At 63.0% G+C, this 12,182-nt stretch carries 16 protein-coding genes; 11 read left to right on the top strand and 5 right to left on the bottom strand.

Features of this window, described 5'->3' with window-relative positions; genetic code table 11:
• The first annotated feature begins 2 nt into the window (after positions 1 to 2).
• The 5 genes from NKH70_RS12425 to NKH70_RS12405 all read left to right on the top strand — a co-directional run bounded on the left by NKH70_RS12425 (position 3) and on the right by NKH70_RS12405 (position 5,089).
• Positions 3 to 857 carry a lytic transglycosylase domain-containing protein gene (locus NKH70_RS12425; protein ID WP_352910000.1) on the top strand — a complete coding sequence of 285 codons (855 nt, stop codon included), beginning with the start codon at positions 3 to 5 and terminating at the stop codon, positions 855 to 857.
• A 162-nt stretch (positions 858 to 1,019) separates the two neighbouring features.
• The gene (locus NKH70_RS12420) at positions 1,020 to 2,216 is read left to right on the top strand and encodes a phosphoglycerate kinase (RefSeq protein ID WP_352714587.1); all 1,197 of its coding nucleotides are present in this window, start codon (positions 1,020 to 1,022) and stop codon (positions 2,214 to 2,216) included.
• A 140-nt stretch (positions 2,217 to 2,356) separates the two neighbouring features.
• Positions 2,357 to 3,382, top strand: coding sequence for a class I fructose-bisphosphate aldolase (locus NKH70_RS12415; protein WP_352714338.1), 1,026 nt, complete (start codon positions 2,357 to 2,359; stop codon positions 3,380 to 3,382).
• Between the two features lie 151 nt (positions 3,383 to 3,533).
• Positions 3,534 to 4,271 carry a DUF899 domain-containing protein gene (locus NKH70_RS12410; RefSeq protein WP_352910004.1) on the top strand — a complete coding sequence of 246 codons (738 nt, stop codon included), beginning with the start codon at positions 3,534 to 3,536 and terminating at the stop codon, positions 4,269 to 4,271.
• Positions 4,272 to 4,357: 86 nt separating this feature from the next.
• The gene (locus NKH70_RS12405; protein WP_352714334.1) at positions 4,358 to 5,089 is read left to right on the top strand and encodes an SGNH/GDSL hydrolase family protein; all 732 of its coding nucleotides are present in this window, start codon (positions 4,358 to 4,360) and stop codon (positions 5,087 to 5,089) included.
• A 14-nt stretch (positions 5,090 to 5,103) separates the two neighbouring features.
• On the opposite strand, the gene NKH70_RS12400 is transcribed toward NKH70_RS12405, so the two are convergent.
• The gene (locus tag NKH70_RS12400) at positions 5,104 to 5,265 is read right to left on the bottom strand and encodes a hypothetical protein (RefSeq protein ID WP_008873884.1); all 162 of its coding nucleotides are present in this window, start codon (positions 5,263 to 5,265) and stop codon (positions 5,104 to 5,106) included.
• 203 nt (positions 5,266 to 5,468) lie between these two features.
• Here NKH70_RS12400 and NKH70_RS12395 point away from each other — a divergent pair, with 203 nt between their 5' ends.
• From NKH70_RS12395 to NKH70_RS12385, 3 genes are all read left to right on the top strand, one after another.
• Positions 5,469 to 5,636: a hypothetical protein gene (locus NKH70_RS12395; RefSeq protein WP_254816537.1), complete on the top strand. Its 168-nt coding sequence runs from the start codon at positions 5,469 to 5,471 to the stop codon at positions 5,634 to 5,636.
• 141 nt (positions 5,637 to 5,777) lie between these two features.
• Positions 5,778 to 6,185 carry a hypothetical protein gene (locus NKH70_RS12390; protein WP_352910007.1) on the top strand — a complete coding sequence of 136 codons (408 nt, stop codon included), beginning with the start codon at positions 5,778 to 5,780 and terminating at the stop codon, positions 6,183 to 6,185.
• Between the two features lie 18 nt (positions 6,186 to 6,203).
• On the top strand, positions 6,204 to 6,923 hold the full coding sequence (locus tag NKH70_RS12385; protein ID WP_023678491.1) for a helix-turn-helix transcriptional regulator: 720 nt from the start codon (positions 6,204 to 6,206) through the stop codon (positions 6,921 to 6,923).
• Positions 6,924 to 6,983: 60 nt separating this feature from the next.
• Here NKH70_RS12385 and NKH70_RS12380 read toward each other — a convergent pair whose 3' ends face one another.
• The 3 genes from NKH70_RS12380 to NKH70_RS12370 all read right to left on the bottom strand — a co-directional run bounded on the left by NKH70_RS12380 (position 6,984) and on the right by NKH70_RS12370 (position 9,346).
• On the bottom strand, positions 6,984 to 7,679 hold the full coding sequence (locus tag NKH70_RS12380) for a DUF1013 domain-containing protein (protein ID WP_352714330.1): 696 nt from the start codon (positions 7,677 to 7,679) through the stop codon (positions 6,984 to 6,986).
• Positions 7,680 to 8,030: 351 nt separating this feature from the next.
• Entirely contained in the window at positions 8,031 to 8,171 is a 141-nt protein-coding gene (locus tag NKH70_RS12375) for a DUF1127 domain-containing protein (RefSeq protein WP_352910010.1), read from the bottom strand.
• A gap of 164 nt (positions 8,172 to 8,335) precedes the next feature.
• Complete coding sequence (locus tag NKH70_RS12370; RefSeq protein WP_352910012.1) at positions 8,336 to 9,346, bottom strand: NAD(P)H-quinone oxidoreductase; 1,011 nt, start codon at positions 9,344 to 9,346, stop codon at positions 8,336 to 8,338.
• A 124-nt stretch (positions 9,347 to 9,470) separates the two neighbouring features.
• Here NKH70_RS12370 and NKH70_RS12365 point away from each other — a divergent pair, with 124 nt between their 5' ends.
• The 3 genes from NKH70_RS12365 to NKH70_RS12355 all read left to right on the top strand — a co-directional run bounded on the left by NKH70_RS12365 (position 9,471) and on the right by NKH70_RS12355 (position 11,328).
• Positions 9,471 to 9,665, top strand: coding sequence for a DUF1192 domain-containing protein (locus NKH70_RS12365; protein ID WP_023678495.1), 195 nt, complete (start codon positions 9,471 to 9,473; stop codon positions 9,663 to 9,665).
• A gap of 96 nt (positions 9,666 to 9,761) precedes the next feature.
• The gene (locus NKH70_RS12360) at positions 9,762 to 11,009 is read left to right on the top strand and encodes an MFS transporter (RefSeq protein ID WP_352910014.1); all 1,248 of its coding nucleotides are present in this window, start codon (positions 9,762 to 9,764) and stop codon (positions 11,007 to 11,009) included.
• 31 nt (positions 11,010 to 11,040) lie between these two features.
• Complete coding sequence (locus NKH70_RS12355) at positions 11,041 to 11,328, top strand: ArsR/SmtB family transcription factor (protein ID WP_023678497.1); 288 nt, start codon at positions 11,041 to 11,043, stop codon at positions 11,326 to 11,328.
• Between the two features lie 141 nt (positions 11,329 to 11,469).
• On the opposite strand, the gene NKH70_RS12350 is transcribed toward NKH70_RS12355, so the two are convergent.
• The gene (locus tag NKH70_RS12350; protein WP_353025339.1) at positions 11,470 to 12,126 is read right to left on the bottom strand and encodes a glutathione S-transferase family protein; all 657 of its coding nucleotides are present in this window, start codon (positions 12,124 to 12,126) and stop codon (positions 11,470 to 11,472) included.
• Positions 12,127 to 12,182 lie beyond the last annotated feature (56 nt).

Here is a 12,182-nt window from a genome sequence, read left to right as displayed (position 1 = left end):
CGATGCGGCGTTTGCTTGGGGCGACGCTGGTTGTCATTTGCGGGCTGGGCTGGGCGACAGCCGTCCAGGCCGATCCGCCGCGGCCCGCCAAGCAGAAGCTGATCGATCGCGTTTGCGATCTTATCGAGACGCATGCCGACCAGAACGGCCTGCCCAGGGATTTCTTTGCCCGGCTGATCTGGAAGGAAAGCCGTTTCGATCCCAATGCGGTCAGCCCCGTCGGCGCGGAGGGTATCGCCCAATTCATGCCGGGTACCGCCAAGATGCGCGGGCTCGCCAATTCCTTCGACATCGAACAGGCGATCCCGGCCTCGGCAAAATACCTCGCCGAAATGAAATCCGGTTTCGGCAATCTCGGCCTCGCCGCCGCAGCCTACAATGCCGGCGAGAGCCGGGTGACGCGCTGGCTGAATTCCGGCGGCTTCCTGCCGATGGAGACCGAAAGCTACGTTTTGGACGTCATGGGCGAGCCGGCCGACAAGTTCACCGATGCCGCGTATGCCGGCGTCATCCGGCCGCTCGACAAGAAGGCGAGTTTCTCTGCCGCTTGCCGCGAGCTGCCGGTGATCATGTCCAGAACCGTGCCGATGTCGTCGATCAACATCAAGCCGTGGGGCGTGCAGGTGGCCGGCAATTTCCGCCGGGCCGCGGCGCTCAATCAGTGGAGCAACGTGAAGCGCCGGTTTCCAGCCTTGCTCAGCGGTCGCGATCCGGTGGTCAGCCGGGTGCGCACACCGATCGGCAGGCGCGGCATCTATGCGGTGCGGATCGGCGCCGACACCAAAGCCAAGGCCGACGATATTTGCCAGAAACTGCACAGTGTGGGCGGCGCATGCATCGTGGTGCGCAATCGGTAAGCCATATGTCGGTGCGTTTCGCGCCATTGCTGCCCCATCTCGCTCCCCGTGGGCACTTCGTCCTCGACACGTGAATCATATTTTCCGTGAACCGTTAGGCAGGTCTTGCATCGTCGTCGATGCGGGGTAAGGTCCCCGCGATTTTTCGTGAAAGGGATCAGCATGGCCGGCTTCAAGACACTGGACGACATCGGCAATATCAGCGGCAAGCGTGTGCTGGTGCGTGTCGACCTCAACGTTCCCATCACCGAGGGCAAGGTCACCGATGCCACCCGCATCGAGCGAATTGCGCCGACTATCACCGAGCTCTCCGGCAAGGGCGCCAAGGTGATCCTGCTTGCCCATTTCGGCCGGCCCAAGGATGGACCGGCGCCGGAATTCTCGCTCGGGCCGATCGCCAAGGCGACGGCTGACGTGCTCGGCCGTCCGGTTGGCTTTGCCGCCGACTGCATCGGCGACAAGGCGGCGAGCGCCGTCGCCGCCATGGACAGCGGTGACGTACTGCTGCTCGAGAACACCCGCTTCCATAGGGGCGAGGAGCAGAACGACCCGGCCTTCACCGAAAAGCTCGCCGCCAACGGCGACATTTTCGTCAACGACGCCTTCTCCGCTGCGCACCGCGCCCACTCGTCGACGGAAGGGCTGGCGCATGTGCTGCCGGCCTTCGCCGGCCGTACCATGCAGACCGAGCTCGACGCGTTGGAAAAGGGTCTTGGCAATCCCGTCCGTCCGGTTGTCGCCATCGTCGGCGGGGCCAAGGTCTCGACCAAGATCGACCTGTTGATGAATCTGGTGAAGAAGGTCGACGCGCTGGTCATCGGCGGCGGGATGGCCAACACGTTTCTCGCGGCACGCGGCACCGACGTCGGGAAATCCTTGTGCGAGCATGATCTCGCGACCACCGCCAAGCAGATCATGATCGAGGCGGCCGAGGCCGGCTGCGCCATCATCCTGCCCGCCGACGGCGTTGTCGCCAGGGAGTTCAAGGCCGGCGCCACCAACGAGACCGTCGCCATAGCAGACGTGCCGGCCGACGGCATGATCCTCGACGTCGGCGCAAAGACCGTGAAAACCATTGCCGAATGGATCGACCGTGCCGCGACGCTGGTCTGGAACGGGCCGCTCGGCGCCTTCGAGATCGAGCCGTTCGACCATGCAACGGTGGCGACGGCCAGGCACGCGGCAGCGCGCACCAAGGCCGGCAGACTGGTCTCGGTCGCTGGCGGCGGCGACACGGTGGCGGCGCTCAACCATGCCGGCGTCAGCGACGATTTTACTTATGTCTCGACGGCCGGCGGCGCTTTCCTCGAATGGATGGAAGGCAAGCCCTTGCCCGGCGTCGACGTCTTGAAGCGCTAACTGCGGCAGCAATAGCAGTGCGAAGGAGTGCGCCCGCGACTTTCAATCGATTCGCGCTTCTCCGGCGAAATGGTTCGACTTGAACCTGCGTTGCTCTGGTGGTCTGCTGGGCGCGGATCAATTCTTTCAGGAGAAGCACGATGAGCGAACGTCTCGAGGACATTGCCGCCGCGATGGTGGCCAATGGCAAGGGCCTGCTGGCTGCCGACGAGAGCTCCGGCACCATCAAGAAGCGCTTCGACGTCATCGGCGTCGAGTCGACCGCCGACAGCCGCCGCGACTATCGCGAGATGATGTTCCGCGCCAGCGATGCAATGACCAAGTACATTTCCGGCGTCATCCTCTACGACGAGACCATTCACCAGAGGGCCGCCGACGGCACACCGCTGGTCGACATCATCAAGGCATCAGGCGCTATCCCCGGCATCAAGGTCGACGCCGGCGCCAAACCGCTAGCGGGCTTTCCCGGCGACACCATCACCGAAGGCCTGGACGGCCTGCGCGAACGCCTCGCCGATTATTACAAGCTTGGCGCCCGCTTCGCCAAATGGCGCGCGGTGATCGACATCGATGTTGCCAAGGGCGTGCCTTCCGCCACGTCGATCGGCTCGAACGCCCATGCGCTCGCCCGTTACGCCGCGCTTTGCCAGGAAGCCGGCATCGTGCCAATCGTCGAGCCGGAGGTGCTGATGGACGGCGCCCACAACATCGACACGTGCTACGAGATCAGCAAGGCGACACTTACAAAGTTGTACACCGAGCTCTATGCGGCCCGCGTCGTGCTCGAAGGCACCATCCTGAAACCGAACATGGTCCTCGCCGGCAAGAAATCGGGCAAGGTCAGCAGCCCGGAGGAAGTCGCCGAAAAGACCATAAAACTGTTCCGCGAGACGGTGCCGGCCGCGATCGGAGGCATCGCCTTCCTGTCAGGGGGACAATCGGACGAGGAGGCGACCGCCAACCTCAATGCCATCAACGCCATCGGCCCGCATCCCTGGAAGCTGACCTTTTCCTATGGCCGCGCCTTGCAGGCCGCTCCGCAGAAGGCCTGGAGCGGTAAGGCGGCGAATGTCGCCGCCGCGCAGGCCGCCTTCGCCCATCGCGCCCACATGAACCATCTGGCAGCGCTTGGACAATGGCAGCCGACGCTTGAGCAAGCCGCCTGACCGAAAACATCTTGCGTTTCTCTCGACCCGGGCCACGTGCCCGGGTTTTTGTTTGAAAGCAGCAAGGCCTGCAATTTCTTGCAACTGAAATGCAGCTCGGTGTCGGCATTCCTCGCGGCCGAACGTCCTCCGTGAAAAGAGGAGCAGACCGATGCCAAACAACAAGACCGTATCGCAGGAAGAGTGGTTTCAGGCGCACAAGGCGCATCTGGCGCGCGAAAAGGAATTGACGCGCTTTCGCGACCGCGTCGCCGCCGAACGCCGCGAATTGCCGTGGCTGAAGATCCGCAAGGACTACGTCTTCGAGACCGAGCAAGGGCCAAAGAAACTGCCTGACCTGTTTGGCGGCAGCAGCCAGCTGATCGTCTACCATTTCATGTTCGGGCCGGGCGCCGATTATCGCTGCGAAGGCTGCTCATTCCTTGCCGATCATATCGACGGCGCCAACCAGCATCTCAGGCACCACGACGTCTCACTTGTCGTGGTAGCACGGGCGCCATTGGCCGAATTGCTGCCTTACAAGCAGCGCATGGGCTGGAAATTCGACTGGGTGTCGTCCTACGCCTCGGACTTCAACTTCGATATGCAGGTGTCATTCACGGACAAGCAGATCGCGGCCGGCGACACGACCTACAATTTCGAGCGGCGCGCGCGGAGATCGAAAGACCTTCCCGGCACCAGCGTGTTCTATCGCGACGAGAAAGGCGACATCTTCCTGACTTTCATCTCGCGCTCCCGAGGCGGCGATCCGCTGATCGGCGCCTATCACTATCTCGACCTGACGCCGAAAGGCCGCAACGAAACTGGCCCGCATCATAGCCTCGGCGACTGGGTGCGGCTGCATGACGAGTACGAAGACCAATCCGGGACGCATGACGGTTGCCATTGAGGCGACAAGGGTGTCGCTGCAAGGTCGTTCACCTTCAGTGCAACATGCGCTAAGTGCTGTTCGCTATGCCCTAAAAGGGACTTGCCATGCGGCGCATTCCGACCCTTCTCACCTGGCTCGCCTTTCCGGTCTATGTCTGGCAAGGACTTGGCGTGCGTCGCCGCACCACCCGCATGCTGCCGGCACAAGGTCCGGTCATGCACGAGATATCTGGCGTGGCGCCAGCAATCTCGGTTCTGGTGCTTGGCGATTCCTCCGCCGCCTCGGTAGGCATCGGCAATTCCGAAAACGGATTGGCCGCGCAACTGGCGGTTCTGATTGCGCAACGCACCGGCCGCACCGTGCGCTGGCGGGCGGCCGGCTTCAACTCGGCAACCTCTGGCCAGATCCGCGATCATGTGCTGCCCAATCTATCGGCCGATCCGTGGACGCATATCGTGCTGGCGATCGGCACCAACGACACCAAGAATTTTCATTCGGTACCGCGCTTCAAGCGCGAGTTTGGCGGCCTGCTCTACGCGCTGCGCGCCAAATGGCCGGAGGCGCGCGTCGTATGGTCGCCGGTGCTGGAGTTCACCCGGGCGCCGGCAATGCCGCCGCTGCTCGGCAACATCCTCGAAATCCGCGCCGCCGAAATGAACCGGATGGGCGAGCGCCTTTGCCTCGAGCGCGGCGCCATACCGGCGCCCCGCCTGCCGATCACCGATGCCGATGCCGGCTTCGCATCGGATGGATTTCATGCTTCGGAAGCCGGCTACCGAGCCTGGGCGGAACATCTGGTCAGCCTGGTGGTCGCCAACGAACCGGGCGTCGCGTAGCGGGGCCGCCGGCACTACGTCCAGTGCCCGAGCACCGCCGTAATCGAAATCGCCGCCATCGCCAGCAGCGCCAGCTTCCAGAAATCGCTGCGCCGCTTCAGCCCGGGCCAGCCGAGCGGCTTGATGAGCTGGATGACCATCATGGCGATGATGACGAGCGCGAGAAGTTTCGACATGCCGCCTTTGATCAGCATCGCGGCTGGCTGTCAAAGCGGCTCCGCGATCGCCGTCTTTCCACTGCGGCAGGCTCTTTTTCGGCACTGCCTGATCAGGTCGGTGGACAAATCGGGATGCCGGTCACGAGAGCTGCACCCTCCTGACAGACTGCTGTCAGCAGGGGTGTGCGATAGTGCCTGCATCGAAAGAGAGGAGACCAGCAATGAACGGTTTTACCATTCTGCGTAGCGTGCAGCATTATGTCGGCAAGATCCGGACGATGCGCAATGAGATCCGCACCCAGCGGTTCATGAATACCCTGCCGGCGGACATCCGCAAGGATATTGGTTGGCCGGACATGTATGGCGACCGCCGCAATGGCGGCAATTGAGGCAAGCTTTCTGCGTGGCGTTTGGATGCGACCTGGCGACGAGCTGAAATGGACATGCTGAAGCCTCCTGACAGTATGGTGTCAGGAGGCTCGTGCCATAGTGCGATGGCCGCCGGAGCCGGATGGCCGAGAGGACGATCGATGAAAAGCTGGAACGACAGGCTGAACACGCCTGGCATCAACGGCAAAAAACCGTCGCCGCGCACCATCGGTGACGTCGTCGAAGGCCAGCCAATGCTGGTTCCTACAGCTCGCCAGGTCGATGCATTCATCCGCTCCATCCCCGAAGGCATGGACATGGATATCCGCGCTTTGCGCACCGCTCTCGGCATCGAGCACGGTGCCGAGGTGACATGTCCGGTCACCATCGGCTATCATCTGCGCACCGTCGCCGAGGCCGCCAACGAGGATCTTGAGCGTGGCATGGCGCTGAGCGACATTGCGCCGTTCTGGCGGATGCTCGATGCAAGCACGCCGACAACGAGGAAACTGTCCTTCGGCGCGGCATTCGTCGCCGCGCAGCGCAAGCGCGAAGGGCTGGAACGATAGACGCCGAGGGACCATACGATGCGCCGCGCCGACAGGCTCTTCCAGATCGTGCAGCATCTGCGTGGTGGCCGTCTGGTCACTGCCCAGAAGCTGGGCACGTGGCTCGAGGTTTCCGAGCGGACGATCTATCGCGACATCGCCGACCTGCAGTCGACCGGTGTGCCGATCGACGGCGAGGCCGGTGTCGGCTACATGATGAGGGAGGGTTTCGACCTTCCGCCGTTGATGTTCACGCGTGACGAGATCGTCGCGCTGGTCGCCGGCGCCCGCATGGTGCGCGCCTTTGGCGGCGCGGCCATGGCGCGAGCCGCCGACGAGGCGCTGGTCAAGATAGGCGCCGTGTTGCCCGACGCCGAAAAGGACCGCATCGCCCGTACCGAGATCCACACGCCGATGTGGGTGGTAAGCGATGCCGCCCGCGAAGCCATCGACCTGATCGAGCGCTCCATCGAGAAACGCCAGGTGCTGACCATCGACTATTCGGATGAGGCCGGCCGCAGCACAGCGCGCGATATCCGCCCGCTCGGCCTGTGGTTCTGGGGCAAGGTGTGGACCTTGGTCGCCTGGTGCGAGATGCGCGGCGATTTCCGCGCCTTCCGCATCGACCGCATCGCTTCGGTGGTGATCGCCGGCCGCACCTTCAAGCCGGAGCGCGGCAAACAGCTCGCCGATTTCTATCGCGCGGTGGAGCGCAGCGAGGATTATGGCATGGCGCCGGACCGGGCAGCGCGAAGCTGACACGGAAGATCGCAAAAAAGCCCGCTTGAAAGCGGGCTTTTTGTTTTGGATGCGAGACCTCTATTCCTCTTCGTCCGTATCCTTGTCCTTCGACTTCAGCGCCGAAAGCTTGGCGAAGACGGCGTTGGCGTCGAGTTCGCGGTCCTCGTCCTTTGGTTTTTCCGGCGCCGGCACCAGCCGTTCGGTCAAGGCGGCCGGCAGCAGCGTATCGCCGACCGGCTGCGCCTGCTCGCGGCCGCGCGAAGCACGGTTGATTTCCATGTCGAGGTCGATCTGCGACGTCAGGCCGAGCGTCACCGGATCCATCGGCTGGAGATTGGCCGAGTTCCAGTGCTTTCTGTCGCGGATCTGGTCGATCGTCGACTTCGTCGTGCCGACAAGGCGGGCAATCTGCGCATCCTTGAGCTCGGGATGATTGCGCACCAGCCAGAGGATGGCGTTGGGCCGGTCCTGGCGCTTCGACAGCGGCGTGTAGCGCGGACCCTTGCGCTTGGATTCCGGCACCCGCACCTTGGGATCGGAGAGCTTCAACCGGTGGTTCGGGTCCTTCTCGGCGCGCGCGATCTCGTCGCGAGTGAGCTGGCCGGTCATGATCGGGTCCATGCCCTTGATGCCTTGCGCCGACTCGCCGTCGGCGATCGCCTTGACCTCAAGCGGATGCAGTCCGCAGAACTGCGCGATCTGCTCGAAAGAAAGCGCTGTGTTGTCAACCAGCCAGACGGCGGTCGCCTTTGGCATCAGCAGCGTATTGGCCATTACAAAAATCCTTCTCGTTCGCCCGCGTTCCCGCGCGGGCGGTGGTTTAGAGCCACCAAAATGGGAAAATCGCGGTCTATATAACCGCTCGCTCGCCGTTTCGCAATGTTTTTGGAAGGCGCGTCAAGCACGGCATGGCAGCGCGACCAGCAGACCGCGAAGGGTCGGCACATGACGCCATGCAATCGAAGCTTCAAAAAGACAAAGCCCGCCAGACCAAGGTCGGGCGGGCTCGGAACCGGCGACGGAAATCCGTCTGCTACGGCTCTGGCTTCTAAGACGTGATCCCGAACCGCGGCTCGGCGTTGCGGAAAAGCAGCGCCCGGTCTTCGGGTGGGATCGTGCTCGAGATCAAAGCCCCTGGCGGGCGATTCTCTCGATGTCGCCGCGGGTGATGCCGAGGTCGTTGAGCTGACGAGCATTCAGCCGGTTCAGTTCGCGCACGGTTTCGTTGTACATGCGCCAGTTACGGAAAGCGCGGATCGGGTTCATGGTAGTCCTCCATTTCGTTGGATCATTCGTTTCGATGACGCGTAAATAGGCATCGCTGCTCAGGAATTGAACAGACGCTTTTGCATGGCCGCAATGCAATTGTTGCATTGCAGCATTAAGCTTTCATTCAGCTTGTTGGGGCGTGCGTCTCGGACGATACGTTCCTAGCCGACGTCGAGCACGATCTTGCCGATATGTTCGCCGTCTTCCATCCGCTCATGCGCCCGCCAGGCCTCCTTGAGCGGGAAGATCATATCCATGACGGGCGCCACCTTGCGGCTGCCGAGCAACGGCCACACCTGCGCCTCGAGTGCTGCGGCGATTGCCGCCTTGAATTCGACCGTGCGCGGCCTGAGCGTCGAGCCGGTGTGGACGAGCCGCTTGACCATGAGTTTCGAGAAATCGGCGCTGGCAACCGCCCCGCCCTGCGTGGCGATCTGAACGATGCGGCCTTCCAGCGCCGCAGCCTCGTAGTTGCGCGCCACATAGTCGCCGCCGACCATGTCGAGGATCACGTTGGCGCCGCGGCCCTCGGTCGCCTCCTTGACCGCCGCGACGAAATCCTCCTCGCGATAATTGATCGCCCGGTCGGCGCCGAGCTTCAGGCAGGCTTCGCATTTCTCCTTGCTGCCGGCGGTGGTGATGACATAGGCGCCGAAAGCGGCAGCAAGCTGGATCGCTGTGGTGCCGATACCCGACGAGCCGCCATGCACGAGCAGCGTCTCGCCGCTCTTCAGGCTGCCGCGCTCGAAGACATTGTGCCAAACAGTGAAGTAGTTTTCCGGGAGCGCCGCCGCTTCGGTGTAGGTAAAGCCGGCGGGCAGCGGCAGCACGCTGCCGGCGTGCACTCTGACATATTCGGCATAGCCGCCGCCCGCCGTCAGCGCACAGACCCGGTCGCCGACGCGCCAGCGCGATATCTCGTCACCAAGGGCAGCGACTTCGCCTGCCGCTTCCAGGCCCGGCAGATCCGATGCTCCCGGCGGTGGCGGATAGGCGCCCTTGCGCTGCTGCACGTCCGGCCGGTTGACGCCGGCGGCCCGCACCCGGATCAGGATCTCGCCGGGACCGGGAACCGGTACGTCGCGGGTTTCCGGTTTCAGCACCCGCGGCCCGCCCGGTTCCGATATGGCGATCGCCATCATCTTTGCCGGAATTTTCTGTGCGTTCGCCATGAATTTTCCCGTCGTGCTTCGCCGGTTTCTCGTGCCAGCTCTTACCGGCCATTTGCATCCATACCCTTGCCCTATGTATGCTCATTGGCAAATCAGGCAAATGGGCAATCACGGAGGAGCGACGATGGCGATCTTCGACGACGAACCCAAGAAGAAAGCGCGCCCGCACGAGATCGGGCAGGATCTGTCGCTGCTTTCCGTCGATGAATTGTCCGAGCGGATCGGCATCCTGCGCGACGAGATTGCCCGGCTGGAAGCCGAGCTCAAGACCAAGGGCTCCACCAAGTCGGCGGCAGAGGCGCTGTTTCGCCGCGGATAGTACTGCGGGTAATTCCAAAAGCTCGGGCACGCCGCCGAAAAGCCCGAATGCCGCTGTCTCCAGACTTGTGCCCCAACCCCCCAGCCGGATTGAAAAATGTTCGCAAGCTACAGACCGATCCTCTCGCTGCTGCGCGGCACCGCGTTCCTGTTGGCGGCATCTGGGCTGCATGGGCTGCTGTTGCCGCTGCGCGGTCAGGTGGAGGGCTTCTCGACGGCATCGCTCGGCCTGATGGGCACGGCTTGGGCTGGCGGCTTCGTCACCGGCTGCTTCTTTGCGCCACGCATCGTGCGCCGCGCCGGTCATGTCAGGGCTTTCGGTGCCTTTGCCGCATCGGGAGCGATCGTCGCATTGCTCACCGGCCTGATCATCGACGAATATACCTGGATCCTGCTGCGCGCCTTCACCGGCTTCACCATGGCCGGCGCCTTCATGGTCATCGAAAGCTGGCTGAACGAGAAGGCCACCAACGAAAACCGCGGCACCGTCTTCGGCCTCTACATGATGGTCACCTATGCCTCGATCATGGGCGGTCAGATGATCGTTGCCGGCGGCGATGTGAAATCGGCGTCGCTGTTCATGATCACCGGCATTCTGTTCTGCCTGTCGCTGATCCCGACGGCGGTCTCGACGGCGTCGCACCCCAAGCCGCTGCAGGACGTGTCGCTCGACGTCAAAGGGCTCTACATCAATTCGCCGGTCTCGGCGATCGCCTGCGTGCTGATCGGCATCGCCAACGGCGCCTGGGGTACACTTGGTGCCGTCTATGGCGCTCGCATCGGCATCTCGACAGCCGAGATCGCGCTGATGATGAGCCTCGTGGTCATTGCCGGCGCCGCCATGCAGCTTCCGGCCGGACGGCTCTCCGACACAACGGACCGTCGTTTCGTGCTGGCGGGTGCGGCTTTCGGCGCTGCGCTGTTTGCCATCGCCATCTTCCTGTTCGAACCGCGCTCCGGCGTCTTCGTCATCGTCTGCACCGCCGCCTACGGCGCCTTTGCCTACACGCTCTATTCGATCGCGGTGGCGCATGCCAACGACCATGCCCGATCGGAGGACTTCGTCAAAGTGTCGGGCGGCCTGCTGCTGCTTTATGGCTTCGGCACGATGATCGGTCCGCTGGTGGCCGCCGGCCTGATGGGCTGGATGCGCCCCGAGGGGCTGTTCCTGGCTACTGCGCTCGCGCATCTCAGCCTGGCCGGCTATACGCTGCTGCGGATCAGCCGTCGTGCGCCGGTGCCGATCGAAGGCCGCGATGCCTTCAAGACCCAGCCGGCCGATCGCTCGGTGACGCCGGAAGCGTTGCGGCTCGACCCGCGCAGAAAAGCTGAAACCGACAGTTGAGATTCGAGGCGCTTTGTCCCACAAATAAGGCATGATGCTTTCCGACGCCTTCATGGCGATTGCCGATCCCAACCGGCGCCATCTCTTGGAAGAGCTCCGGCGCGGACCGAAGACCGTCAACGAATTGGCATCCGGCTTGCCGGTGTCCCGCCCGGCCGTTTCGCAGCACCTGAAGGTGCTGCTTGATGCCGGGCTGGTCAACGCCAAGCCGGAAGGCACCAGGCGCGTCTATACGGTCAGCAATGCCGGCTTCCTGAAGCTCAACATCTGGCTCGACCAGTTCTGGGACGCGGAGCAGCTCGGCTCACCCGGAAGCTGAGGGGCGTCATCAGCGCGTCGGCAACTGTGCAGCTTCGGGCCTAGAGCAATTCCCGGAAAAGTGTGAAACGGTTTTCCGTCCGGAATTGCGCAAAAACAAAGAGATAGAGCGTTCGGCGTTTCCGTGAAACGATGGACTACTCTAGCCATTGTTGTAGGGGAAGAGCTTGAAATAAGGCTGCGCTTCCTCGATCACACGGGCAACCGAGGGGCGTTGCAGCAACCGGTCGTGATAGCGCCTAACCGCAGGATATTCGTCTCCGAACGGCTCGACCTTGTTGGCGTAGAACAGCGCGGGGGCGGCAGCGCAGTCGGCCATGGTGAAGCTCGCACCCACCGCCCATGTCCTCGACGGCATGTCCCGTTCGATGATGGCGTAGGAGCTGCGCAGCTGGGCGCGGGCCTGCTCGACGCCGAACGGATCGGTCTTGCCCTCCGGCCGCAGCCGGTCGCCGACGATCTTCTGCATCGGTTCCTGGACGTAGAAGTCATAGAAGCGGTCGGCGAGCCGGGCCTGGCGAGCGAGATCGAGATCGGCGGGGATCAGTTCGACCGGCCCAGGATAATACGCGTTGAGATATTCGATGACGATCGTCGATTCCGGTACGGTCCGGTCCAGCGCTTCATCACGCAGTACCGGCATCTTGCCGAGCGGCCACAATTTCAGGAACGCCGCGCGCGACTGTTCATTGCAGAGATCGACAACGACTGATGTGAATGGCGTGCCGTTCTCATAGAGCGCGATCAGCGGCTTCCAGCAGAAGGAGGCCAGTGGATGAAGATGCATAGTAAGGGACATTGTTTGTCGTTCCTTAGGGGGTTCGTCTCGCGGAAATTCGGTGTCGGGGTCACGCT

It is taken from the genome of Mesorhizobium sp. M0991, from assembly GCF_040318915.1.
GTDB lineage: Bacteria > Pseudomonadota > Alphaproteobacteria > Rhizobiales > Rhizobiaceae > Mesorhizobium.
The sequence above is the reverse complement of the archived record's forward strand: the minus strand, read 5'-3'. Positions and strand labels throughout refer to the sequence as shown.